Here is a 24,992-nt window from a genome sequence, read left to right as displayed (position 1 = left end):
CCTTCGAGAAAAGGAGGAATGTTCCTCTTTTAAAAGAAGGGGCTAAAGATTATTTTTCCATCAACTCCAAATAATCCTCATAACAATCTGGATGCTCTAACTCAAATCCCATTTTCTGCATTCGAGTCGCATAAAGTTTCTTACCTGTCACCTGTTCGCTTTCTACTTGCAGCAAAGGAAGTCCCATCTGTTGTTGGAACCATTGCAATATTTCATGCATTAATTTTGGCCGGTTATCAGTCACAATATAAGACCTTTCAGGATGTTCCACGTGAATCATATGTGATAAGAAACGTGATAAATCTTCAACATGAATCCGGTTGGACCAATGCAGATTCGGATATCTCAACATCGAGGCGGCCATTTTCTGCAGGCGTATTACTGAAGTACCGTAAATGCCGCTCGGACGAATGATCGTACATTGCTCAGGATAAGCAGCGAAATAAGCCTGCTCCATCTGCTGCAAGATTTTGCCCTGAGCATCAATTGGGTGAATTTTAGTTTCGTCATCTACGATTCCAACGGTATCTTGCCCATAGACCCGGGTGGATGACACCACCACAATCCGTTTCACCGGATGCTGTTTCAAGGCAGCCACAATAGATTGAACCGAATCCAGATAGGTTTGCTGATAGCCTTCAACCGTACTTTGTTCTGGACTAAGTAATACATAGACCCAATCAACTGGGGTAACTGCAGTTAAATCCAGTTGATGCACATCCTGAATCAGATGAGTTGCGAATGAATCTGTTTTGGGACTCTGGCTAATTGTGCTAATTTGATGACCTTGCTCAAATAGTTGTTTAGCCACACGTCGGGATGTTTTACCATAACCGATAAATAAAATATGCATTGAGCACCGAATCACAAATCTGGTTGAGGGGACATGGCTGCAGTCCATCAGTTACAAGGCGTTGGCAATGCCGCCGCTGCATTACTCGAAAAACTAAATATCTTCAATACTGATGATTTGCTTTTTCATCTACCACGTGACTATGAAGACCGTAGCACGATCATTCCTATGAATCAATTGAGCGTGGGACGCAGTTATCTGCTGGAAGGGATCGTTAAAGGTGTAGATTTTCCACCCGGTAAACGCAAATCTATGGCTGTGCTGCTGGATGATGATTTTGGCAAGGTTACTTTACGTTTTTATCATATCTATAAAGGTATTACTGACCGCTGCAAACTGGGTAACCGTTTAAGAATTTTTGGTGAAGTGCGGGTCGGTGCGCGCGGTCTGGAAATGTATCATCCCGAACTGCAAGTCATTACTGAGGACACACCTTTACCTCAAACCCAGCTCACGGCGATTTACCCTGCGACTGAAGGCCTGACCCAACCCAAAATACGGGATTATATTCAGCAGGCCTTGGCTCAATACAGCGACCATCTGCCTGAACTACTGCCAGCAAAATTTAGCAATGGTTATGCACTGAAACAGGCACTGGAATATATCCATCACCCGCCAGTCAATGCCAATATGCTGCAACTAGCACAAGGCTCACATCCTGCACAGCAGCGCCTGATCTTTGAAGAACTAGTAGCGCATCAGATCAGTTTATTGACACGTCGGGCCTTTATTCAGCAAGTCAAAGCGCCTTCATTTGCGCCCAGTAAAACCTATGCCAAACAGCTCTTAGCCAGTCTGGCTTTTGAAATGACCAGTGCGCAAAAACGTGTATCCAGAGAAATCGTGCAGGATTTAAAAAGCAATAAACCGATGTTGCGTCTGGTGCAAGGCGATGTCGGCGCGGGTAAAACCCTGGTGGCTGGTGTTGCAGCTTGCCATGCACTGGAAGAAGGCTGGCAAGTTGCATTGATGGCACCGACCGAGATTCTGGCCGAGCAGCATTATCTGAATTTTAAACGCTGGTTTGAGCCTTTGGGCTTAAATGTGGCCTGGCTTTCCGGCAAGCAAAAAGGTAAAGCTCGCGCCGCAGCGGAACAGGTGATTCGGGATGGCAGCGCCCATCTGGTGATCGGAACGCATGCCCTGTTTCAGGAAAATGTCGAGTTTGCCAAACTGGGTCTGGTGATTATTGATGAACAGCACCGCTTTGGTGTGGATCAGCGCCTTGCACTCAGAAATAAAGGGCTAGATGGTATGTCTCCGCATCAACTGGTGATGACTGCGACTCCGATTCCCCGCACACTGGCCATGTCTGCCTATGGTGATCTGGATACCTCGGTGATTGACGAGCTGCCGCCGGGCCGTACCCCGATTCAGACCGTGACCATTCCATTAGATCGACGCGAAGAAGTCTTGCAACGGATTGCCAGCAACTGTGCTGAAGGTAAGCAGGCATATTGGGTGTGTACACTGGTAGAACAGTCCGAAACCCTGGATGCTCAGGCCGCAGAAGCGACCTTTGCCGAAATTCGCGAGCGCTTTCCTGCGCTGAATATCGGACTGGTACATGGCAAGATGAAAGCCGATGAAAAACAGGCGGTAATGCAGCAGTTTAAAAATAATGAATTACAGCTCCTGATTGCCACCACCGTGATCGAAGTCGGCGTCGATGTACCCAATGCCTCCATTATGGTGATTGAAAATGCCGAGCGTCTGGGTCTATCTCAATTGCATCAGCTACGTGGCCGAGTCGGTCGTGGCGCCAAAGCCAGCTTCTGTGCCCTGCTGTATAAGCATCCACTTTCGCAAAATGGTCAGGAACGTTTAAGAATCATGCGCGAAACCAATGATGGTTTTATGATTGCCGAGAAAGATCTGGAGTTACGTGGCCCGGGTGAGCTGCTCGGGACCAAACAGACCGGGGACATGAATTTCCGTGTGGCCAAACTTGAACGTGATGATCACCTGCTCAATCAGGCACATTATGTGGCTCAGCAGATGCTCAAGGATTATCCCGATCAGGCCGAAGCATTATTGCAACGCTGGCTACCGGAAGCACCGCGCTATGCCTATGTTTAAATTACTGCAACATGGAAAATCCTGGCTGACCCGCTTACAGCCCTGCCAGCTCTGTCTGACCGATCATCAGTCCATTCATTCAGTCTGTGAAGATTGCTGGCGACAATTACCCTGGGCACATCAAACCATTCAACGGCAGGAAATGCAGTTCCAGATTGCCTGCGATTATGCTTACCCGATGGACCGGCTGATTCAACTGTTTAAATATGAACAGAAGCTGCATTTGCAAAATTTACTGGCAGGTGTGCTGTTAAGTTTAGACCTACCTAAAGTCAGTGCGATAGTACCGATGCCGATCTCGAATGAGCGTCTGGCCGAGCGCGGGTATAATCAATCTCTGGTGCTGGCAAAACATGTGGCGAAACAGCTGAATGTACCCATCTGGCAACCTGTTCAACGACTGAAACAACACTCGCAAAAGGGCTTAAGCCGGCTGGAGCGGATTGAAGACATCCAGTCACAATTCCAGGTCAGCACGATTTCCAAGCTGCGGTATCGTCGGGTGCTGATTATCGATGATGTCGTCACGACTGGCAGCTCGATTCGGGCACTGAGCCAAACACTTGAACAACTGGGTTGTCAAAAAGTTTATGCGGCCTGTCTGGCCGGTGCGGGAATCTGAACATTTACGCCTGAGCAAGTAACTGTGACTTCACCCATGGAATGACAATTTCGGTGGTCAAGGGTGCCAGCAAGAACTGCTTTTCGTCCAGATCTATCCATTTCATTTCAGCAATTTCCGCTTCAATTTTTGGCGCTTGATCCAGACTGACCCAATAGACATAACTCACCAGTTGATGATCAGGCTCATTCGCCGTCTGGGTTTCAAAACGCCCAATGAATTGCTGAATCTGTGCCTGTGTGCCAATTTCTTCCTGAATTTCACGCAACATCGTTGCTTCTGGTGCTTCATTTGGCTCCAGTTTGCCACCGACCTGCATAAAGCAGGACGTCCCTTTTTTACGAACCACCAGCAGTTGCTGCGCCTCATTTAAAATAATGGCCGCAGCCACCGTAATCACTTTCATTTATTTTCTACAAATCATGCTGTGGACAGCTTATTTTACAAGATCGGTCTGATCGACCATACCCCATTTCGCTTCAGGCGGCTGATAACTTTCAAATTGGCGCAAAATATCATCCAGATTATCACTCACAATTAAAGCATCGCTAAAGCGCGCTTTAGTAAAACCTTTCTCAGTCGTCATATAGATAAATTTGAGTAAATCATCATAGAAACCATCTACATTTAAAAAAGCACAAGGCTTTTTATGAATTCCCAACTGTGCCCAGGTCCATTGTTCAAAAATTTCCTCTAGGGTTCCGGCACCACCCGGAATGGCAATAAATCCCTGGGCCAGTTCCGACATGCGGGTTTTACGTTCATGCATATTATCGACCACAAATAGCTCGGTAATATGCGGATGCGCCAGTTCACGATTGACCAGCTGTCTTGGAATTACACCAATCACCTTGCCACCAGTAGCCAAAGCACTATCAGCAACAATGCCCATTAAACCGGAGCGACCACCGCCATAGACCAGCGTCTGATGCCTTTCTGCCAAGGTCTGACCAACCTTTTCCGCTATCTGGGCATAGAGAGGATCCGAGCCCAGTGCTGAACCACAAAAAATTGCGATAGAATTCATCATTTCACTCTCCAATTGACGCTATATTGTACGAAATCGCTACAAGCGCGTTTTTTCCAAAAATAACTGCTTAATATCAGTGTTTTTATTCAATTCCTTGTCTAAAATACACCCATTCCAATTCACATACTGCGCCAGGGAGAAAAGACAGCATGCTTGAAGCCTTTTACGCCACAGAGCGCGGTAGCTTAGAAGATATCACGATTAACGGTGATTTCGACCTGCATCCAGATTTAGTATGGCTTGATCTGATTGCACCTTCACAAGAAGAGCAGCAATGGATTCTAGATGCCTATGCGCAAAACTTACCGACCTTAAAATCGCTGGAAGATATCTCCTCTAGTGCTCGATTTTACCGTGATGATGACGGTATTTTGCATATCAGCACCTATTTTTTAACCAAAAATAAAAACTATCAGGTCGAGAATGAAAACGAAGATGAATCCAGCATGCTGGCGACGGTACAAACCGTAGCATTCATTCTGCATAAGGACCGTCTTTTTACCTTGCGTGGCGAAAAACTGGTGGCCTTTCGTGCCTTCCGTGCCCGTGCGCGCCGTAATGATTATGAAATCGATTATAAAGATCCAACCTGGATTTTATTGGGCCTGCTCGAAGCCAAACTGGATGAGCTGGCCGATATTCTGGAAGATGTACATAAAGATTTAGAGAAATATTCAACTGAAGTGTTGAATAATCGCCATCGTGAGCAGATTCTTGATCTGGATGACATGATTACCCGACTAGCTCAACTGGAAGATATGCTCGGTAAAGCGCAGCTCTGTCTGATCGATTTACGTCGTGTTCTGACTTTCCTGTCTCGTCCACGCGCCTTGGGCAGTCATATTTATGATGCGGATATCCGAGAACTCAGTGAAGATGTGCGCTCGCTGGTGGAGCATGATGCCTTCCTGTTCCAGAAAGTGCGCTTCCTGCTCGATACCACGTCCGGATTCATTAACACGGAACAGAACGATACGATTCGTCGATTCTCGATCCTGCCAAGTATGCTTGCACCGCCGATGCTCATTGCCAGTATTTATGGCATGAATACCGAAGTTCTGCCTTTTGCACAAGGCTCCATGAGCTTCATTATGGTCAGTATTATTTTGATCGGCTTTTTGATCGGGCCATTGATTTACTTTAGATGGAAGAAGTGGATTTAATTTCTTCACCCTCTCTCTCACTCTCTCCCATAGGGAGAGAGGACTTCCAATATTTATTGAGATAGTAGTTTTTAAAAATATCATTTCTATCCATAAATTTAGAGAGGAAGTTCCCTCTCCTTTTAGGAGAGGGTTAGGGTGAGGTCATATTTTAATCCTTCCTAACGTCCTTTTGATAAAGGAAGGAATTTACTTTTAAAATGTATCAACAATAAAAAAAAGCACCTTTCGGTGCTTTTTTATTTTTTTTATTTACTGAATGATCTGTAAATCATCCTGTAAATGACAGGCCTGAATGATATTCATCATTTTAGCAGGGACAGCTTTAAACTGTAGTCCTTGCGCTTGAGGCGTCTGGCGCAACCAGCGCACCAATACTGCCAAAGCCAAAGTACTACCACTTTCAAGCCCAGCTAGATTAACCACAAGCGGAAACTTGCTCTGTGACTGAACCACACGCAGACCATTTAGGTAATAGTCCTGCGCATTGGCATAGTCAATCTTGCCTGAAACCTGCAATTCCTGATCCTTGAATACAATCACGGCTCACCTATCTGATTATTTCTTGTTCTTGTCGATTGCAGCTTCTGCATCCGGTTTGAAGTTAGCAATAGCTTTATCTATATTACCGCCATTACGTTTTACTGTCGCAGCAAACTGGTTACGGAATTGCAAACCTAGATCGATACCCGATACGTTGATGTTGCGGATTTTCCATTGTGAGCCTTTGTCCACCAGCTGAAACGCTACCGGAATTTTCTCGCCTTTATTATTAAAGTCGATGGTTACAACAGGGTTTTTGCTGTTGCTGGCCTTATATGGACGCACGCTATAGGTCTGATTACTAAACTTGGAAAATGCAGAACCATAATTTTCAATGAGCGTTTCACGGAAATTCTTTTCAAACTGCGCGCGCTGTGCAGCAGTACTATACTGGTTCGTCGCATAAGTCCCCATCACAATACGCGTGAAAGACTGTGAATCAATGTATGGATCCAGATTCTGGCGGACAATCGCTTTTACCAGCGCCGGATTGTTCTGCAATTTTGCATTATCAGCTTTGAGGCGCTCAATCAAACCATCTGCCACTTTTTTAATAAAAGCAGGTGGTGCTTCAGACGGTGCAGCAAACACTGTACCAGCAACCATTGTGGAAAGAATGCTTGCTGCAAGCGTTTGTTTTACTAAAGTTTTCACTGAAATCTCCTCAATCTATTATTCAACAAATGCAGGTTCTGCATCAGTCGATTCTGAAACTGTCGCCTGTTCTGGGGTAGTTTCTTGACTATCCGACGATTTACCGGCACCGCCAGTAATGAACTTCGTCACTAAATCTTCAATTTCCATGGTGCCTTGGGTATTGGCAATCTGATCACCACGTTTCAAATAGTTCAGACCACCACCTGGAATAATTTTCAGGTATTTTTCACCCAATAACCCATTGGTCGCTACCATAATATAAGCATCCTCATCAATATTGGTGATGGATTTCATGTTAGCTAACAGTTGTTTTTCCATGTCTTTTTGTTGCGCAGGTGCAGCCGCAGTATAGTCCGAACTATAACGTAACTCTTCCAGTGCTTCCTGCTGAACCTGCTTTAACTGTTCAGCATTAAATGAGGTCAATGAGCCATCCAGGGTCATATGCACGGTTGCCAGACGCGTCACTGGATCCAGGGTAATGTCATCCACCTGCCCCACTTTCACACCACTCAATGCCACTTTGGCACGTGGCTTGATCCCATTTACATTTTCAAAAGTCGCTGTCATTTTATAGCTGTCGGAAATATTGTGTCCGACCAGACCACTGACACGCATCGCCAGGAAAAATAAGGCAATACCAAACAAAATAACAAAAACACCAACGGCCAGCTCACTAGTACGTGATTTCATTAAACACCTCCGAACATGACCGCAGTCAACACAAAGTCAAAGCCTAAAACGCACAGTGAAGAATACACGACTGTACGCGTTGTAGAAGTTGCAATACCTTCCGATGTCGGGACACAGGCATAGCCTTGGTATACCGCAATCCAGGTACAAATTAATGCGAATACAAAACTTTTAATAATGGTGCCATTCAAGACATCTTTATAGAATTGCACGCTGCTTTCCATGCCGCTCCAATAAGCGCCTTCATCGGCACCCAGAAAATCTACGCCGACCATTTTTCCGCCCATAATGCCGACTGCGGCAAAGATGACGGAAAGCATTGGCAAGCTAAAAATCCCTGCCCAAAGACGCGGCGAAATTACCCGCTTCAATGGATCGACACCGATCATTTCCATACTGGACAATTGCTCAGTGGCTTTCATCAGACCAATTTCAGCAGTCAAGGCTGAACCGGCACGTCCCGCAAACAGCAAAGCAGCGACCACAGGTGCCAGTTCACGCAGCAAGGTCAGCGCGACTGCTGTTCCTAGCATCGACTCACTACCAAAGGTCGACAAGATGCTGAACATTTGCAAACCAAGCACGGCTCCAATAAACAGGCCAGAAACCACAATAATCAGCAGGGACAATACCCCAACCCGATACATCTGATAAACAAACAGCTTTACGCCAAGCCAGGTCGGCATGGAAAATAAAATCTGCAACAGCATCAGGGTTGCGACCCCAATCCCCTGTACACGTTCAATAACGCGTCTACCTAATGCGGCAATTGCATTCATGAACGTACCTCATCACTTAAATAAGCCCGATGACTAAACTGATAATCGACTGGACCTTCCACCGAACCCGTCAGGAATTGCTGCACAAAAGTTGAAGGATGCACTTTTAGCTCTGCCGGTGTCCCCTCGCCCTGGATCTTGCCTTCTGCCACAATATAAATGTAATCAGCAATGGATAAGGTTTCTGTCACATCATGCGAGACAATAATCGTGGTCAGATCCAGTGCTTCACGCAATGAACGGATCAGGCGAGTCAATACCCCCATCACAATCGGATCTTGTCCGGCAAAGGGTTCATCGTACATGATCAGTTCAGGGTCCAGCGCAATCGCCCGGGCCAGAGCCACGCGTCGGTTCATACCACCAGATAACTCGGATGGCATCATCTGCTCTGCACCACGTAAACCGACCGATTCCAGTTTCAGTGCCACGATTTCCTTAATCAGATGTTCTGGCAGTTTGGTATGTGCCCGAATCGGAAATGCGACATTTTCATACACGCTCATATCGGTAAACAAAGCACCGCTCTGAAACAGCATGCCCATACGTGCACGTGCTGAAAAAAGTTCGGAACGTGACATCGAGGCAATATCTTTGCCATCCAATAAGACCTGACCATGTTCGGGCGTCAGCTGTCCACCAATCAGTCTTAATAAGGTGGTTTTACCGGTTCCCGATGGCCCCATGATGGCGGTAATCTGTCCACGACGAATAGTTAAACTCACGTCGTCATAAATCACGCGCTCACCCCGCTTGAAGCTCAAATTCTTGACTTCAATCAGAGACTGAGTATCTCGCGCTGTTTGATTTTTCATAGCTGAGTTTATTCCTACATTTTTTCAGCATGCATACTATAAAGGAACGAAGTTCAAAATGTTAGCAGTTGAAAAAGGTGGGTGAATATCATAAAAAGATGACAATAATTGATTATTTCGTGTTTTTTATAATAAAAATATGTACTTAGGCTTAAAATGATTAGATTGATTAATTAAAAACACTGTATAAATAATAGATAATATTACATAAAATCAAAGTCAATGCGATATATGGCATATGCACCTCTATCAATTGAGATCGAGCAGCTAAACTTTTCATATTAATAATTATCATAACCCTGACAAAATATGAATTAGTAGACATTTTACGTTAAAAAGCAAAAAACTCAATGCATAAAAAACCGGTATTTCTACCGGTTTTTTTATCTTCATCTAGCGACTCTATTAGTCGTTAAATTTACGACGTGGACGATCTTCACCACCGAACGAACGTTCACCACGTGGTTTGTCATCAAAGTTGCGACGTACTGGACGATCACCGAAATCACGTTTTGGACGGTCATCACCGAATGAACGCGCTGGACGATCACCGAAACCACCTTCACGACGTGGAGCAGGACGATCACCAAAATCACGTTTTGGACGATCACCATAACCGCCTTCACGAGCTGGCTTGTAATCTACACGGTTGCCACGGTTGTCATCATTAGAGCGAGGACGGTCACCAAAACCACCTTCACGACGCGGAGCTGCACGATCACCGAAGTCACGCTTTGGACGGTCATCAAACGAACGTTGTGGACGGTCGCCAAAACCACCTTCACGACGCGGAGCTGCACGATCACCGAAGTCACGCTTTGGACGGTCATCAAACGAACGTTGTGGACGGTCGCCAAAACCACCTTCACGACGTGGAGCTGGACGATCACCAAAGTCACGACGTGGACGATCTTCACCAAATGCCGGACGTTCGCCACGAGGTTTGTCATCGAAGCTACGACGTGGACGATCATCACCGCCTTCACGACGTTTGAAGTTGCTTTCGCCTTCAAAACGACGACCGCCACCGAAACCACCACGACCGCCATCACGACGACCGCCATCACGGCCACGACCGCGACCAGCGCCATCACGGCTACCACGTGCAGGAGGTGGAGATGGCTCAAGACCTTCAATTTCAGATACGTTTAGACGCGCATCAAGGAAGTCTTCTAAAGCACGGATTTTACCGCGTTCACGGTAAGTCGCCAAAGTAATTGCTTTACCAGTACGACCCGCACGACCTGTACGACCGATACGGTGTACATAGTCTTCGTTCTTCATTGGAAGACCGAAGTTGATGACGTGTGAAATTGTTGGTACGTCAAGACCACGCGCTGCAACGTCAGTTGCAACCAAGATCTTCGCACGACCTTCACGGATGCTGCGTAAACGACGGTTACGAACAGTTTGTGGCATAGCACCGTGAAGTGCTACAACTGATAGACCTGCTTCAGCAAGTTCTTCAGCCAACATATCTGTGTCTTCTTGAGTTGACGCAAATACTACTGCTTGATCAACGTCTTCTTCGTTCAACCAGTGAGTAAGAAGTTTTTTCTTGTGCTCGAAACCGTCAGTCCAATGCAAAGTCTGAGTAATATCAGTATTTGTAGAGTGACCAGTTTCGATCGAAATACGCATTGGATCATTCATCATGCGTTCTGCAAGTGTAATGATACGTGGTGCAAAAGTCGCAGAGAACATAAGAGTCTGTTTGCGGTTTGCAGCCAATTCACCAATTGCTTCTAAGTCTTCAGAGAAACCTAGGTCAAGCATACGGTCAGCTTCATCGACGATTAACGCGTCAACTTTATCCAATTTGATTTGACGACGATTTACCAAGTCCAGTAGACGACCTGGAGTTGCAACAACAACTTGCGCGCCTTTTAACTGTTGAATTTGCTTACCAAAAGGCATACCGCCCATGATTGCCGCAATACGAACACCTTTCATGTGACGTACAAATGCGATTGCGTCTTGACATACCTGTTGTGCCAATTCACGAGTCGGTGAAATCACCAAAATATTCGGTTGAGTAACCGCTTTCATACGGTCTTTAAACGGCACTAATGTATCTTGGTTTGCCAACGCATTTAACGTAGGCAGTAAGAATGCAGCAGTTTTACCAGAACCTGTTTGGCTTGACACAAGAAGGTCTTTGCCTTCAAGCGCAGCTGGAATCGCTTGTTCTTGTACAGGAGTAGGAGTAGTAAAGCCTAAAGCGTCGAGAGCCTGGGTTAGAGAGTCGTCGAGGGAAAAATCAGCAAAAGTTTTGCTCATAGAGAGTATTCACCCTGAAGTGGGTGCTCCATTTAATAAATAACAATTATGGACATCGGCAAAAAGCGGCACAGCAAATAATGCTGAAAATATTAGGATTCAGCAGCGATCCGAGTAACGACGATGTGGATATAACGCACGCATGATTACGGCCGCAAACCTGAAGGAATCGCTTAAGCGATTGGGGCGCGAAGGATATGTCCTCTCTATGGACAGCACGCGCATACAATGATTAGAAGATAGTGTTCAGGTAAAGAACAGAAATTAAGTGCGTGGCGGAATTATAGCAGAATATTCCACAATGTCATTAAGTTTTAAAACTAATTTTCCTCATTCATAATTTTTGTATATATTTCTAATACTTAAAATACAATAAAAAATGTAACAGTCGGTATAAAAAGTCACTTTTCGCCAATTCACCTAATATTTCCAGTATTCAAGCAAACATCAATAACCTTACACTAGTCTCTGGCGACTTAAATTTCCATGCATAAAAAAGGCATCCCTAAGGACGCCTTTTCTCAATATTAGATCTGATTCATCTAAACCCGATTATTTTGCTGCTTCACCCCAAGCAGGAACAACTGCTTGCATTAAAGGCTTAAGCATTTTCATTGAACAAGCCAAAACTTGACCATTTTCCATAGAGTCGCTACCACCACGTGCATCAACTACAGTACCGCCTGCTTCTTTCACGATCAATTCGCCAGCTGCGATATCCCAAGGCTTTAAACCAAGTTCGAAATAACCATCGAAACGACCTGCAGCAACATAGGCTAAATCCAATGCTGCAGAACCTGAACGACGATATTGCGCGCCAGCTTCGGTTACGTTTAACAGGGTTTGAAAATGATTCTTGGCATAAGACACAACTTCGCCATTACGCTTGGCACGATAAGCGTGACCAACAGCCATAAAGGTATTTTCCAGGCTGTCTTTAACATTCACACGAATACGGCGCTGGTTCATCATGGCACCACGACCACGACTCGCAGAGAATAGCTCATCTTTCACCGGGTCATAAATCACCCCGTGTTGAGTAATGCCTTTGTGCTGAACTGCGATAGAGATACAGAAATGCGGGAAACCGTTAATGAAGTTTAAAGTACCATCTAGCGGATCGATCACCCAACACCAATCGGCGTCATGACCTTTACCTTCCTGATAGCCAAACTCTTCACCAAGGAAACTGTGATTTTTATAGCTTTTACGTAGGGTATCGATGGTCAACTGTTCCAAATAACGATCTACACGCGTTACCGGACCATCAATTCCTTTTTCTTCGACTTGTAGATCGAGTTTATGACGATTCTGATGCGCTTTTAAAAGCTCTTGACCAACTAACTGAGCCGCACGCGCAGCCATCACCACCATAGGTTCCATTGAACACCCACTACAAATTTGAAGACACTGATAAAGAATAATGCATAAAAGCCCCGATATCTTAGCAAATATCAGGGCTTTTTTGGGAAAAATGTGTCTAAAATTTTTAAGATATTATGACAAGACGCTTTGCCCCAGGCTGGACCAAGCCTGATTGATCGATTTTTCAATGCCTTGCGCATCCAGACCCGCTTGCTGCAACATCTGTGCATGGGTCGCTTGCGCCATAAACGTATCATCCAGACCCAGATTCAACATCGGTTTGACAATCTGTGCTTCTGCCAGATATTCATTCACGGCACTACCTGCACCGCCCATCACTGCATGTTCTTCCACCGTGACAAACAGACTGGTGCTTAAAGCGAGATCATCGAGCATTTGGGTATCTAACGGTTTGACAAAACGCATGTTAACCACACGCACACCAATCTCATGTTTTACTGCAAAGGCTTCAGCAGCATCGACTGCAGCCTGTACCCGGCTACCAAACGCCAGCACAGAAATATATTCGTCATACTGCCCGTTAAAACTGGCCACAATTTCCGCCTGACCGATTGGAATCTCGATCATTTTTTGCTGGATCTCGACGCCCAGTCCATTGCCACGCGGATAACGTACGGCTGCAGGTCCTGGATACAAATACGCAGTATGCAGCATTTGACGGCATTCATTTTCGTCTTTTGGCGCCATGATCACGATATTCGGGATAGTACGCATATAGGCATAGTCATAAGCACCGGCATGCGTCGGGCCATCTTCACCAACCAGACCGGCACGATCAATACCGAAAGTAACATCCAGATTCTGCAAAGCCACGTCATGTACCAGTTGATCATAACCGCGTTGCAGGAAAGTCGAGTAAATTGCAACCACCGGCTTCAAGCCTTCACAAGCCATACCGGCAGCCAAGGTAACCGCATGCTGTTCGGCAATCGCCACATCAAAGAAACGTTCCGGATATTCTTTGGCAAATTTGACCATGCCTGAACCTTCGCACATGGCGGGAGTAATCGCGAGCAAGCGTGTGTCTTGTGCCGCTTCATCGCAAAGCCATTGCCCAAATACATCCGAATATTTCGGCGCAGTATTGCTGGCAGCAACGGCATTGAGTTTGCTAATCGCGTGATACTTGATTTGATCCGATTCTGCCGGAGCAAAGCCCTTGCCTTTTTTAGTATAGACATGAATCAGGCGTGGGCCTTTACGCTTTTTCAGCGCATTAAAGACATGCACCAGCTGTTTGACATCATGACCATCGTACGGGCCAAAATAGTCAAAGCCGATGGCTTGGAATAAGTTATCTGCAGCATCGGTTGCTGCACTGTGCAAACGCGAGTTATACAACCATTCTGGATGTGGCTGTACATATGCCTCACCCTGCTCGGTAACATTAACGAACTCACCGCGCTCCCAAATGGCAGCCAGATGTTTGGCAAAACCACCGGTACTGCAAGAAATCGACATATCATTGTCGTTCAGCACCACCATCAGATCAGCACTGTGTGCCACGGCATCATTCAAAGCTTCAAAAGCCATACCTGCCGTCATGGCGCCATCGCCAATAATCGATACCACTTCACACGGCTTGTTCTGATAACGACGTGCCAGCGCCATACCTAGGCCAGCAGAAATCGCCGTCGAAGAATGCCCTACCCCAAAGGTATCAAATTCAGATTCTTCACGAGCCGGGAACGCTGCCAGACCGTCTTTGGCACGAATGGTGGTGAGCTGTTCACGACGACCAGTCAACACTTTATGCGGATAGGCCTGATGACCTACATCCCAGATCAGGCGATCATGTGGAGTATTAAAGCAATAGTGTAAGGCCACGGTGAGTTCAATCACACCGAGATTGGCACCAAAATGTCCGCCACTTTGCCCGGCAGCATACAAAATGAATTGACGTAACTCATCCGCCACTTGTTCTAGCTGGCTTTGCTCGAGTGCACGCAGTTGCTCAGGATGATTGATCGCATCAAGCAACGGTGTTACAGGGCGTTGAGTTGGGATTTCTGTATACAGCATATTATGGCAAAGCCTTCTAAAGCCTGGCAAATCTAAAGCTAGGTCAATGGGGAGTACCCGATCATATAGCTGAATTGTAGCAGCTTCAATTCAGCTACGCTTCTAGCGATGCAATATTAAATAATGATCTCGTCGGGGTGAAAAATTGCAGCCTACGATTATCCTGAATAATCTTACTATTTATCAACTATTATCGTTCGCTTTCTACAAAAAAGAAAATCTATTGCAGAATTTCGACTTTGCAATTCTACCAATGTTCAAGCATTACGCTATACTTTAGCCAATTTCAGGATTTAACGGGTTCAGCTGTGCCAATCGAATTTGTCGCAACGTCAAGATTACCTACCGCTCACGGTCAATTTAAAATTACTGTATTTCAAGACCCTAAGACTGGCGAAGAACATGTCGCACTTTCCAAAGGACTTGAAGAAGTATCAGATGAGCCGGTGGTGGTGCGTGTACATTCTGAATGTTTAACCGGTGACGCCTTTGCTTCACTCAAATGCGACTGTGGCCCGCAATTGCAAGCGACTTTAAAACTGATCAATGAATTGGGCCGCGGAGTCATTCTGTATTTGCGTCAGGAAGGTCGTGGCATTGGCCTGACCAATAAAATTCGCGCTTATGCTCTGCAAGATCAGGGACATGACACCGTAGATGCCAATTTAATGCTGAACCTGCCGGCAGATGCACGCCAGTATGATATGTGTAGCATCATGCTGGATCATTTACAGGTGAAAGCAGTACGCCTGGTGACCAATAACCCTTCTAAAATTGAGGCTTTAAAAGCCCAGGGAATTAACGTGATCGATCGTGTGCCTTTGACTGTGGGTTTAAACCCTTTTAATGAACAATATCTCAAGACCAAGCACGAACGCATGGCACATCTTTATAAAAAGGATGATTTTTAATATTTTTAAAACCCTGTCCTACCTTATTTTAACTTAATCCCTCCAAACCTCCCTTTCTTGCGCTTCGACTTAAAGCAATGCTTAAGTCTTGCTCGGGGAGGTTTTCCCTATCTTTCTTAAAAATGGGGTTAGGGGAAGATTAAATCGTCATCGAGAAAATCCGGTTCTCCGGTATGCGTCGCTTTAAACGTAAATCAAAAGCCATACAAATATTGCGTACAAATGGTTTCCCTTTCTCCAGAATCGTGACTGACGAGTCTGAAAATTGAATCAAACCATCCTGTGCCATTTCGTCAAGCTGTTCCAAAACCTCATCAATTTCAGGGAAAAGCATCTCGGAATTTTCCCATGAGGTGCTAAAGCTGCACATCAAATTTAGAATATGTTGCCGGATGATCAAATCTTCCTGATTTAAGACATGTCCTTTAAATACCGGAATTTCATTGCGCGCCAGGCATTCATAATATTCTTCAATGGTTTTCACATTCTGCGCAAAGCTGTACCAGCTATCACTGATTGAAGAAATGCCTAGCCCAATCATCACCTGGGTTTTAGAGGCTGTGTATCCCATAAAGTTGCGGTGCAATGTTCCCGCTTGAAAGGACTGGTACATCGCATCTTTCTCTAAGGCAAAATGATCCATACCGATTTCATGATAGCCATGTGCCAGAAGTTTCTTTTTACCCGCTTCATAGCATTCCCGTTTGATCGCATCTTTGGGCACATCGGCATCTTTAAAACCGCGCTGACCATTACCTTTAATCCAGGGCACATGTGCATAGCTATATAAAGCCAGACGGTCCGGCAAGAGCGAATTGGTTTGTTCAATAGTATTTAAAACATCATCCAGACTCTGAAATGGCAGACCAAAGACCAGATCATGGGAAATCGATTCATAGCCAATTTCTCGCGCCCATTCGGTCACCTGTTTAACATTTTCATAAGGCTGAATCCGGTGAATCGCCTTTTGCACGGTTTCGTTATAATCCTGCACACCATAACTGACCCGACGAAAACCCAGGTCATACAATCCCTGCAAATGTTCACGCGTAGTATTATTGGGATGACCTTCGAAACTGAATTCATACTCAGGCGCTACGTCTGCTTTGGCCAGAATGCCTTGAATTAGTTGAGCCAGATGTGCCATTGAAAAAAAGGTCGGCGTTCCTCCACCAAAATGAATCTCTTTAATGATGGGCTTTTCTTGTAATAACTCGCAATATAGACCCCATTCTTTCAGCAGTGCCTGAATATAAGGTTGTTCGACTTCATGGCGTTTGGTCACGCGCTTATGACACCCGCAGAAGGTACACAGGCTTTCGCAAAATGGCAGGTGGATATACAAGCTAATGCCTTCGCTTTGATTGGATTCATCAAAAGACTTTTTTAGCGTTTGCTTCCATTGTTCCAGCGAGAAATTCTGCTCTTCCCAATACGGAACAGTGGGATAACTGGTATAGCGTGGCCCGGGAACATTGTATTTTTGAATCAGGGAATTGACCTGTACCGACATGAGACCCACCTATTACCGTCGAGAAATGCTTAAGCCAATGAGCGCTTGTGAGTTATTGTGCTGAGCTTGAAAAAAGAATTCAACCTAGCCATTTAGTCGGATTTAATGATGCATTCTGCTTATGAATAGTGGAATGTAATGTCTGGGCTGATGAATTGCATCACCAAATTAGACCTTAATCTTTGACTGATTTTATGCTTTGATGTCGTTAGTTTTTTATTTCCCTACGAGGGCTCTGATGCAGCATCCTACATCTACGGATATTCAACACGTTCGTGAATTTCTCCTCGACTTGCAGGCACGGATTTGTGCAGCATTAGAACAGCAGGAACGTGCTGGCGGCGGTACGGCCGAATTTATCATCGATGACTGGGAGCGTCCAGAAGGTGGTGGTGGCCGTTCACGTGTTTTGCAAAATGGTACGGTGATTGAAAAAGGTGGGGTAATGTTCTCCCACATCAACATTTCCAAGCTACCTGCTTCTGCGACCGAACGCCATCCCAATATTGCCGGTGCCAAAGCGCAAGCGATGGGGGTATCACTGGTCATCCATCCAAAAAACCCGAATATACCGACTTCGCATGCCAACGTGCGTTTATTTGTGGCTGAAAAAGAAGGCCAAGATCCGATTTGGTGGTTTGGTGGCGGTTTTGACCTGACCCCGTTTTATCCGAATAATGAAGATGTACTGTCTTGGCATCAAACGGCGCATGATCTATGTGCGCCATTCGGCGAAGAGGTTTATCCTGAACATAAACAATGGTGTGATGATTACTTTTATCTGAAACATCGTGATGAACAGCGTGGCGTTGGCGGCTTGTTTTTTGACGACCTGAATCAATGGGATTTTGAAACCTGTTTCCAGTATATGCAGGCTGTAGGCAATGGATATCTAGAAGCCATTCTGCCGATTTTCCAGCGCAATCAGGATAAGCCTTATACCGAAGCACAACGCGAGTTTCAGTTATACCGTCGCGGTCGTTATGTGGAATACAATCTGGTTTATGACCGCGGCACCCTGTTTGGCTTGCAGACTGGTGGCCGGATTGAATCGATTCTGGTCAGCCTGCCCCCGCTTACCGGATGGTCATATCGCCCTGAATGGGATGAGGGCTCACCGGAAAAACGTTTAACAGATTACTACCTGAAACCACATAACTGGTTAACAGAATTAAAATCCAACGCAATGAAATGATACAAACGGCCCTCAAATAGAGGGCTGTTTTAATAGATATATCCTCTATACTGCTGCATAGAAATACCTGATTTGATCGCGGCACCCTATCGCTACATCGATCATATTCCATTTGATGTTTAGTGAGAATAACAATGCATAATCTTCAATTAAATCTACCTGTGTTGGCCTTTTGGCTTTTTCTGGCTCTCGCCATCAGCGCGATGAGTACCGCAATTTTGAGTCACAACCTGATTCTGGATGGCGCCGCTATTCTGGTGAGTATCCTGACTGGGTTTGGGGTTGTTCTCAGTATGGCGCTGATGTTTGCGGAACATATTATGGATATTTGCAGTTCCTAAAACCCGGATCACTTAACAGCAATTTAAAATCGCGCAGGCTTTAGTCTCTGCGCTTTTTCACGTATATTGATGGCCATTTCCGCACATGGACATTGTGAAATGAGCAAACAATTTTCCGTGATTGGTAACCCGATTGAACAATCACGTTCTCCAGAATTGCATCACGCCTTTGCTGCTAAAACTGGTGTCGACCTGAGTTACACCAAGCGTCTGGCGCCACTGGATGGCTTCGTAGCCAACATTCAGGAATTCTTTAGCAATGGCGGTAGTGGCATGAATGTTACTGTCCCCTTTAAAGAACAGGCTTTTGCCCACTGTCAGGTGCTGAGTGAACGGGCCAAAATTGCCAAAGCCGTGAATACGCTATGGATGGAAAATGGTGTGCTGCATGGCGACAATACCGATGGTCAGGGACTGGTTGAAGCAATTCGAGCACTAGATTGGCCACTGGAAAATACAGATATTTTAATTATTGGTGCAGGCGGTGCCACGCGTGGTGTAATCTATCCCCTAGCCCAGGCAGGTGCGAAAAAAATCGTGATCGCCAATCGTACCTTGGCACGGGCGGAACAACTGGTCCATGATCTTCAGGATGCCGTACCGCAAGTCGAATTACAGGCGATTTCACTAGATAATTTAGCCGGTAAATTTGATCTGGTGATTAACGCCACCTCTGCAAGCCTCAGTGGTGATGCTTTGGTTTTACCAGAGGCGTTACAGTTTAAACGGGCCTATGAAATGGCTTATGGCAAACCGTCTTCATTTCTGGATCAGGCCAAAGTACGCGGTGTACCGACATCTGAAGGCTTTGGCATGCTGGTCGGTCAAGCAATTGAATCTTTTTACATCTGGAATGGTATCAAACCGGATTTAAAAGAGTTTCTTTAAAACCCCTATCTCTCTAATGAGTTCAGTTCGGGTTGCAACTGCAACCCTTTACTTCCCTCTTACTACTTTTTATAAGCTGAAAAACCATGGATTGGTTTTAATGACATTTTAAAATGAGTTATTTTGCCACCTGAATCCGAGCACAATTCATACAAAAATATACTGGAAAAATCACCTTTTAACTCATTAAATTCCATTGATATAACAAGTTTTTAATCTTCCTGTAATGTAAATACCTAATGATGAAATTCGATGATTTCATTCATTAGCCTTAAAAATCGATTCGCTTTTCTGACATTTTTATTCACTGAATTCATCAATGTTTTTTTATCCCGAATGTGAATAATCAAAGAATCGATACAGATAATCCAAAACTAATTTCAATCAGGATTAAACGCATGCCAGCATATAAAGCCCCTTTACACGACATTCGCTTCCTTATGAATGAAGTGCTTGACTACCCTGCGCACTACCAGAATTTGTCGAATGGTGAATATGCCGATGCCGACACGGTAGATATGATCTTAGAAGGCGCTGCAGATTTCTGTGAAAATGTACTGTCGCCGTTGAATCAAAGCGGTGATGAAGAAGGCTGTCATTTTGAAAATGGCGAAGTAAAAACACCGAAAGGCTTTAAAGAAGCTTACGACCAGTTCGTACAAGGTGGCTGGCAAGGTCTGTCTTATCCTGAAGAATTTGGTGGCCAAAACCTGCCAATGTCTTTAAACCTGATCAAATCGGAAATGATGGGGACTGCAAACTGGTCATTCCAGATGTATCCGGGTTTAAGTGTGGGTTGTATCAACACTATCATGCAATATGGTACCGATGAGCAGAAAAACACGTATCTGCCTCACTTAGTTGCAGGAACTTGGGCGGGCACCATGTGTCTGACTGAGCCGCAATGTGGTACTGACTTGGGTCAAGTTAAGACCAAAGCAGAGCCGAAAGAAGATGGCAGCTATGCCATTTCAGGCACCAAAATCTTTATTTCCGCAGGTGAGCACGACCTGACTGAAAATATCGTACATATCGTACTGGCACGCCTTCCAGATGCGCCGCAAGGTACCAAAGGGATTTCTCTGTTTATCGTACCGAAATTTATTGCTGCTGCAGATGGCGGGATCGGCGAGCGTAATCCAGTGAACTGCGGTTCGATTGAACACAAAATGGGGATTCGCGCTTCAGCAACGGCTGTACTGAATTTTGACAATGCGACTGGCTACCTGATTGGCGAACCGAATAAAGGCTTGCACGCTATGTTCACCTTTATGAACACGGCGCGTATTGGTACTGCGATTCAGGGTATTTGTCATGCTGAATTGTCATTCCAGGGTGCTTTACCGTATGCCAAAGAGCGTATGTCAATGCGCGCCCTGTCTGGCAAAAAAGATCCGGAAAAAGTAGCGGATGCGATCATTCACCATGCTGATGTCCGCCGTATGCTATTGACGCAAAAAGCCATTGCTGAAGGTGGCCGTGCCATGATTTATCATGCAGCAAAAATTGCCGACAACATGAATGATGCTTTGCTGCGTGGCGATACTGCAGCATTTGAACAGCATGATGACCATCTTGGGTTCTATACTCCAATCCTGAAAGGCTTCCTGACCGAAATGGGTTATGAGGCATCAAATCACGGTATGCAAGTCTTCGGTGGACATGGCTATATCAAAGAATGGGGCATGGAACAGATCGTACGTGACTCACGTATCTCTACCCTGTATGAAGGCACAACAGGTGTTCAGGCACTGGATCTGATTGGCCGTAAAGTGCTGTTGACATCAAAAGGTAAAGTTATTCGTGATTACACTGCTGAAATCCTGAAATTCTGCGGTCAGCATGCACGCAATAAATACATGCGCCGCTTTGCCTGGGATTTAACCAAGCTCTGTGCACAGTGGAATGCACTAACTGTGCGTATCATGCTGGCTGCACGTAAGGACCGCGACATCGTTTCTTCTGCATCAGTCGATTTCTTGATGTTCTCCGGTTATGTAATGATGGCATACTTCTGGGCACAGCAAGCTGCAGTCGCTTCAGCCAAACTGGCATCTGGCGAAGGTGCTGAAGTACCAGAGTTCTATAAAGCAAAAATCAAAACTGCTGATTTCTACTTTGAACGTATTCTGCCACGTACTCAAGGTCATGCTGAAGCGATGGTGAATCCCTCTAAAACCATGACGGCACTGGCACCAGAACACTTTAGCTTTGACTACTAAGCTGTAAATTGAGTTAAAAAGGGCGCTTCGGCGCTCTTTTTATTGATGTAGATACCCTTGTTTAACTTAAAAAACCTTTCTGGATAGAAAATATACAAATTTAATTTTATATTTTTCAACATCCTAATAAATTAGCCAAATAAAACGCTTGTATATCTGAAAATAAGCGGTATGATAATCCCAACTAGAAAAATTCTTGTTTTGGTTAGTCTTCTTTTAAGTATCGCAGTTTTAGTCATAAACCTTCGTATTACAGATCAAAAAGCTCCATCCTTTTTATTTTTCAAAGTTACAGTTAGTCATCTGAAATTTTGGCTATAAATTCATACGATTCAATAGGTTATATTATGTCTAATACAGTTAACGGTACAGTAAAATGGTTCAACGAAACTAAAGGTTTTGGTTTCATTCAACAAGAATCAGGTCCAGACGTTTTTGCTCATTTCAGCGAAATCACTGGTTCAGGTTTCAAAACTTTAGTTGAAGGCCAAAAGGTTTCTTTCAGCGTAGCTCAAGGTCAAAAAGGCCCGACAGCTGTAAATATCGTTGCTCTATAATTTAGAAGCAAGATATTGAAAAAAGCACTCTTAGAGTGCTTTTTTTGTGCCTATCATTTCTCTCATACCGCTCGCTTTTAAAGATCATTGGGTTGTTCTAAAAAACGGTGTGCTCTATGCCAGGCTAAAAATACCGGATCAGGGGCAAAACGTTTTGGTACGTCGATTCGTTTACCGTGATAAAGTTTTAAATAGGCGTATAAACTTGCATCTTGCTTGGCTTGATTCGCAATACACACTTTAAGCCCTTTATCTAGCGTGATAAATCCCTGATCGAAAGCTTGATCCAATAAAGAAGATAAACAAATTCCATTACGCGGATTTCTTCTATGTACCTGATTTTCAGACCAAGGTACGATATGAGAAGCCACTAAAAAGGCTTTGGTCTTAATACCAGAGATCGCACATTGATATTGATAATTAAGTTTAACTTGTAAAGCAAATTCCTGGTGTGGCGAACCGCGAACTTTTACATTGGCATATTGATCTTCAACACTATAATCGAGGATTTCTTGACGTAAATGCGTATCTAACAAAGCATCCTGTTTTTCTCCTCTTCCTGCTAATTTAAGTAATCGCCAAAAATCATCTGCCGTGATCTCATTCATGCCATATTGTTGAAAAAAATGTTCCCAAGTATTTCCGCGTGGTTTAAAAGTCCATTGAAAATCTTCCAAATCGGACTGCAGAATAGGATCTATAAAACGTATACCATCGATCACTTTCGCAAAGACCGGTTTGGTTCGGCGTTTTTGATGATTTTGAGGAATGGCAGTAGGTGCAATAATCTTGGCTATACGGCCTGCACCATAAAGATAGAATTGATTTTTAATTTCAGAGGCTTTTTGCGGTCGTCGATATAAAAAGAAATCCCCTTCCCTGACTCGATTATATTTAGACTGATCCCAATGATATTCTTTAAAGTCCCGATCTTCATAAACCAGATGATCACTTTTACTATCAAAAATAAAGAATCGGGTATTAGTTAAATCCAGCTGTTGAAAATCCCATAATGTATCCACCTGCCCACCCTCTAGAAATTATAATATTCATTTAATTTAATCTTTGAATATTCTCAGAAAACTTCTCTCTAAGAAAGCGTCAATCAGAATTTAGGCATTTTATTTAAGGCAATAAAAAAACCCAATAGAATCCTATTAGGGTTTCTTTTAGAACAATGGGGAAATTAAATAATTAAAGAAATTCTTCCAGTACCGAATTTAAAAAGATATGCCCCTGCTCGGTACATGAAAGCCGGTTTTGATCATCGACCATTAATTTTCTGTCACGCAAAGAGCTCAGCAACTCATGTAAAGTATCCAGACTCAAACCGGTACGTTCGGCATAGAGTTTGGCTTCCACACCCTGATTTAAACGTAACGCATTCATCATAAATTCAAAAGGCAGGTCGGCATCTTCAATGCGCTTAAACTGCACATGCTCGGCAGGTACTTTGGCTAAGTAATCTTTAGGTAACCGGGTTTTCTGGAACCGATACACACCATCTGGCTGAGTCACTTTGCCATGTGCTCCGGCACCAATCGCCAGATAATCGCCAAACTGCCAGTAATTCAGATTATGCGCTGAAGGTAGCTCTTTACGCCAAGCCGAGACTTCATAGTTGACAAAACCCTGAGCTTTTAAGTAAAGCTCACCCTGCTCCTGAATATCTTCCAATACTTCATCGACAGGCAAAATCGGTTGAGTCCGGAAAAATACCGTATTTGGCTCAATCGTCAACTGATACCAGGAAATATGGGTAGCACCCTGCTCCACTGCCAATTTTAAATCATGCAAAGCCTGTTCTAAAGTCTGTTCCGGCAAACCATGCATCAAGTCAACATTGATCCGCTGAAAACCTGCTTCACATGCCAACCCAATGGCAGAAATTGCATCTTCATTGCTGTGAATCCGTCCCAAACGCTTGAGATGATCGGTATTAAAACTCTGTACCCCAATCGACAGACGATTAATACCGGCCTGCAAATAACCGGCAAACGGATCATGTTCAACCGTGCCGGGATTGGCTTCCAGCGTAATTTCACAGTCTTCAGCAAAGGGAATAATGGCTTTGAGCTGATCAAATAACCATTGATAACCTGGGGCAGAAATCAGTGACGGCGTTCCCCCACCAATAAAGACACTGTGAATCTGCCGGCCTTGGGCAAAATCGACCTGAGTTTTAAAGTCTTCAACCAATGCTCGTAAATATTCCTGTTCCAATTCCAGTGATAGCTGACCATCTGGAACCGCATGCGAATTGAAGTCACAATAAGGACATTTGCGCACACACCAAGGCATATGAATATATAAGGACAAAGGGACAGCAGCAGGATTCAATTCAGCCAAAGAACTACTCAAAAACGATTACAAGATATAGCGGAATTTTAACATGACTCGGCGGCAACACTGCTAAAATTAAATTTGATCGTGTGATATGTCT

At 44.6% G+C, this 24,992-nt stretch carries 23 protein-coding genes; 9 read left to right on the top strand and 14 right to left on the bottom strand.

Translation table 11 applies throughout. The annotated features are described in order from the left end of the window. Positions 1-49 precede the first annotated feature (49 nt). Positions 50-853 (bottom strand): NAD(P)H-binding protein, encoded by an 804-nt coding sequence (locus tag H0S56_RS01970; protein WP_195725551.1) that lies wholly within the window; start codon positions 851-853, stop codon positions 50-52. Between the two features lie 33 nt (positions 854-886). On the opposite strand from H0S56_RS01970, the gene recG reads away from it, so the two are divergent. Both recG and H0S56_RS01960 read left to right on the top strand, forming a co-directional pair. After that, on the top strand, positions 887-2,932 hold the full coding sequence (gene recG / locus H0S56_RS01965; RefSeq protein ID WP_195725550.1) for an ATP-dependent DNA helicase RecG: 2,046 nt from the start codon (positions 887-889) through the stop codon (positions 2,930-2,932). Beyond that, entirely contained in the window at positions 2,919-3,554 is a 636-nt protein-coding gene (locus tag H0S56_RS01960; RefSeq protein WP_195725549.1) for a ComF family protein, read from the top strand. The genes recG and H0S56_RS01960 overlap by 14 nt, the downstream gene beginning before the upstream one ends. Before the next feature lie 4 nt (positions 3,555-3,558). Here the strand turns inward: H0S56_RS01960 and H0S56_RS01955 are convergent, their stop codons facing one another. Both H0S56_RS01955 and H0S56_RS01950 read right to left on the bottom strand, forming a co-directional pair. Further along, entirely contained in the window at positions 3,559-3,960 is a 402-nt protein-coding gene (locus tag H0S56_RS01955) for an NUDIX hydrolase (RefSeq protein WP_195725548.1), read from the bottom strand. 30 nt (positions 3,961-3,990) lie between these two features. Beyond that, positions 3,991-4,581 carry an LOG family protein gene (locus H0S56_RS01950; RefSeq protein ID WP_195726032.1) on the bottom strand — a complete coding sequence of 197 codons (591 nt, stop codon included), beginning with the start codon at positions 4,579-4,581 and terminating at the stop codon, positions 3,991-3,993. Between the two features lie 152 nt (positions 4,582-4,733). Here H0S56_RS01950 and H0S56_RS01945 point away from each other — a divergent pair, with 152 nt between their 5' ends. Then, positions 4,734-5,747, top strand: a complete 1,014-nt coding sequence (locus tag H0S56_RS01945) for a CorA family divalent cation transporter (protein WP_004732304.1) — start codon at positions 4,734-4,736, stop codon at positions 5,745-5,747. Between the two features lie 252 nt (positions 5,748-5,999). Here H0S56_RS01945 and H0S56_RS01940 read toward each other — a convergent pair whose 3' ends face one another. From H0S56_RS01940 to dxs, 8 genes are all read right to left on the bottom strand, one after another. Next, positions 6,000-6,290, bottom strand: a complete 291-nt coding sequence (locus H0S56_RS01940) for an STAS domain-containing protein (RefSeq protein WP_004281528.1) — start codon at positions 6,288-6,290, stop codon at positions 6,000-6,002. Positions 6,291-6,305: 15 nt separating this feature from the next. Then, on the bottom strand, positions 6,306-6,944 hold the full coding sequence (locus tag H0S56_RS01935; protein ID WP_004281529.1) for an MlaC/ttg2D family ABC transporter substrate-binding protein: 639 nt from the start codon (positions 6,942-6,944) through the stop codon (positions 6,306-6,308). 18 nt (positions 6,945-6,962) lie between these two features. Then, positions 6,963-7,640, bottom strand: coding sequence for an outer membrane lipid asymmetry maintenance protein MlaD (mlaD, locus tag H0S56_RS01930; RefSeq protein WP_195725547.1), 678 nt, complete (start codon positions 7,638-7,640; stop codon positions 6,963-6,965). Continuing rightward, a complete protein-coding gene (mlaE, locus tag H0S56_RS01925; RefSeq protein ID WP_005248230.1) occupies positions 7,640-8,419 on the bottom strand; it encodes a lipid asymmetry maintenance ABC transporter permease subunit MlaE in 780 nt (259 codons plus the stop codon). Before mlaE ends, mlaD begins: the two co-directional genes overlap by 1 nt. Beyond that, positions 8,416-9,234, bottom strand: coding sequence for an ABC transporter ATP-binding protein (locus H0S56_RS01920; protein WP_195725546.1), 819 nt, complete (start codon positions 9,232-9,234; stop codon positions 8,416-8,418). Before H0S56_RS01920 ends, mlaE begins: the two co-directional genes overlap by 4 nt. Before the next feature lie 405 nt (positions 9,235-9,639). Then, complete coding sequence (locus tag H0S56_RS01915) at positions 9,640-11,514, bottom strand: DEAD/DEAH box helicase (RefSeq protein WP_195725545.1); 1,875 nt, start codon at positions 11,512-11,514, stop codon at positions 9,640-9,642. A gap of 552 nt (positions 11,515-12,066) precedes the next feature. Then, positions 12,067-12,897, bottom strand: coding sequence for an inositol monophosphatase family protein (locus tag H0S56_RS01910; RefSeq protein WP_004281534.1), 831 nt, complete (start codon positions 12,895-12,897; stop codon positions 12,067-12,069). Positions 12,898-13,011: 114 nt separating this feature from the next. Beyond that, positions 13,012-14,922: a 1-deoxy-D-xylulose-5-phosphate synthase gene (dxs, locus tag H0S56_RS01905; RefSeq protein WP_195725544.1), complete on the bottom strand. Its 1,911-nt coding sequence runs from the start codon at positions 14,920-14,922 to the stop codon at positions 13,012-13,014. A gap of 308 nt (positions 14,923-15,230) precedes the next feature. Between dxs and ribA the strand changes: the two genes are divergently transcribed. Continuing rightward, positions 15,231-15,833: a GTP cyclohydrolase II gene (gene ribA, locus H0S56_RS01900; RefSeq protein ID WP_195725543.1), complete on the top strand. Its 603-nt coding sequence runs from the start codon at positions 15,231-15,233 to the stop codon at positions 15,831-15,833. 139 nt (positions 15,834-15,972) lie between these two features. Here the strand turns inward: ribA and hemN are convergent, their stop codons facing one another. Next, complete coding sequence (hemN, locus tag H0S56_RS01895; RefSeq protein ID WP_195725542.1) at positions 15,973-17,346, bottom strand: oxygen-independent coproporphyrinogen III oxidase; 1,374 nt, start codon at positions 17,344-17,346, stop codon at positions 15,973-15,975. Between the two features lie 238 nt (positions 17,347-17,584). Here hemN and hemF point away from each other — a divergent pair, with 238 nt between their 5' ends. The 5 genes from hemF (at position 17,585) to H0S56_RS01870 (ending at position 22,549) form a co-directional block, all read left to right on the top strand. Beyond that, the gene (gene hemF / locus H0S56_RS01890; protein ID WP_195725541.1) at positions 17,585-18,541 is read left to right on the top strand and encodes an oxygen-dependent coproporphyrinogen oxidase; all 957 of its coding nucleotides are present in this window, start codon (positions 17,585-17,587) and stop codon (positions 18,539-18,541) included. 134 nt (positions 18,542-18,675) lie between these two features. Beyond that, positions 18,676-18,882 carry a hypothetical protein gene (locus tag H0S56_RS01885; protein WP_004281539.1) on the top strand — a complete coding sequence of 69 codons (207 nt, stop codon included), beginning with the start codon at positions 18,676-18,678 and terminating at the stop codon, positions 18,880-18,882. A gap of 99 nt (positions 18,883-18,981) precedes the next feature. Further along, the gene (gene aroE / locus H0S56_RS01880; protein ID WP_195725540.1) at positions 18,982-19,770 is read left to right on the top strand and encodes a shikimate dehydrogenase; all 789 of its coding nucleotides are present in this window, start codon (positions 18,982-18,984) and stop codon (positions 19,768-19,770) included. Between the two features lie 398 nt (positions 19,771-20,168). Continuing rightward, positions 20,169-21,992, top strand: a complete 1,824-nt coding sequence (locus H0S56_RS01875) for an acyl-CoA dehydrogenase C-terminal domain-containing protein (protein ID WP_085064904.1) — start codon at positions 20,169-20,171, stop codon at positions 21,990-21,992. A 347-nt stretch (positions 21,993-22,339) separates the two neighbouring features. Continuing rightward, positions 22,340-22,549, top strand: a complete 210-nt coding sequence (locus H0S56_RS01870) for a cold-shock protein (RefSeq protein ID WP_004281542.1) — start codon at positions 22,340-22,342, stop codon at positions 22,547-22,549. A gap of 77 nt (positions 22,550-22,626) precedes the next feature. Here the strand turns inward: H0S56_RS01870 and H0S56_RS01865 are convergent, their stop codons facing one another. After that, positions 22,627-23,571: an HNH endonuclease gene (locus H0S56_RS01865; protein ID WP_195725539.1), complete on the bottom strand. Its 945-nt coding sequence runs from the start codon at positions 23,569-23,571 to the stop codon at positions 22,627-22,629. A 172-nt stretch (positions 23,572-23,743) separates the two neighbouring features. Next, positions 23,744-24,898: a radical SAM family heme chaperone HemW gene (hemW, locus tag H0S56_RS01860; protein ID WP_195725538.1), complete on the bottom strand. Its 1,155-nt coding sequence runs from the start codon at positions 24,896-24,898 to the stop codon at positions 23,744-23,746. Positions 24,899-24,992 lie beyond the last annotated feature (94 nt).

Source organism: Acinetobacter lwoffii (assembly GCF_015602705.1).
Taxonomy (GTDB): Bacteria; Pseudomonadota; Gammaproteobacteria; order Pseudomonadales; family Moraxellaceae; genus Acinetobacter; species Acinetobacter lwoffii_E.
The sequence above is the reverse complement of the archived record's forward strand: the minus strand, read 5'-3'. Positions and strand labels throughout refer to the sequence as shown.

Excerpts from the sequence above, each read along its gene's own strand:
- hemF (WP_195725541.1), top strand. The coding sequence starts at position 17,585 with ATGCAGCATCCTACATCTACGGATATTCAACACGTTCGTGAATTTCTC.
- aroE (WP_195725540.1), top strand. The coding sequence starts at position 18,982 with ATGAGCAAACAATTTTCCGTGATTGGTAACCCGATTGAACAATCACGT.
- mlaD (WP_195725547.1), bottom strand. The coding sequence starts at position 7,640 with ATGAAATCACGTACTAGTGAGCTGGCCGTTGGTGTTTTTGTTATTTTG.
- H0S56_RS01915 (WP_195725545.1), bottom strand. The coding sequence starts at position 11,514 with ATGAGCAAAACTTTTGCTGATTTTTCCCTCGACGACTCTCTAACCCAG.
- H0S56_RS01955 (WP_195725548.1), bottom strand. The coding sequence starts at position 3,960 with ATGAAAGTGATTACGGTGGCTGCGGCCATTATTTTAAATGAGGCGCAG.
- recG (WP_195725550.1), top strand. The coding sequence starts at position 887 with ATGGCTGCAGTCCATCAGTTACAAGGCGTTGGCAATGCCGCCGCTGCA.
- H0S56_RS01870 (WP_004281542.1), top strand. The coding sequence starts at position 22,340 with ATGTCTAATACAGTTAACGGTACAGTAAAATGGTTCAACGAAACTAAA.
- H0S56_RS01945 (WP_004732304.1), top strand. The coding sequence starts at position 4,734 with ATGCTTGAAGCCTTTTACGCCACAGAGCGCGGTAGCTTAGAAGATATC.
- H0S56_RS01970 (WP_195725551.1), bottom strand. The coding sequence starts at position 853 with ATGCATATTTTATTTATCGGTTATGGTAAAACATCCCGACGTGTGGCT.
- H0S56_RS01960 (WP_195725549.1), top strand. The coding sequence starts at position 2,919 with ATGCCTATGTTTAAATTACTGCAACATGGAAAATCCTGGCTGACCCGC.
- dxs (WP_195725544.1), bottom strand. The coding sequence starts at position 14,922 with ATGCTGTATACAGAAATCCCAACTCAACGCCCTGTAACACCGTTGCTT.
- hemN (WP_195725542.1), bottom strand. The coding sequence starts at position 17,346 with ATGTCGGTACAGGTCAATTCCCTGATTCAAAAATACAATGTTCCCGGG.
- H0S56_RS01950 (WP_195726032.1), bottom strand. The coding sequence starts at position 4,581 with ATGAATTCTATCGCAATTTTTTGTGGTTCAGCACTGGGCTCGGATCCT.
- H0S56_RS01885 (WP_004281539.1), top strand. The coding sequence starts at position 18,676 with ATGCATAATCTTCAATTAAATCTACCTGTGTTGGCCTTTTGGCTTTTT.
- mlaE (WP_005248230.1), bottom strand. The coding sequence starts at position 8,419 with ATGAATGCAATTGCCGCATTAGGTAGACGCGTTATTGAACGTGTACAG.
- H0S56_RS01920 (WP_195725546.1), bottom strand. The coding sequence starts at position 9,234 with ATGAAAAATCAAACAGCGCGAGATACTCAGTCTCTGATTGAAGTCAAG.
- H0S56_RS01875 (WP_085064904.1), top strand. The coding sequence starts at position 20,169 with ATGCCAGCATATAAAGCCCCTTTACACGACATTCGCTTCCTTATGAAT.
- H0S56_RS01910 (WP_004281534.1), bottom strand. The coding sequence starts at position 12,897 with ATGGAACCTATGGTGGTGATGGCTGCGCGTGCGGCTCAGTTAGTTGGT.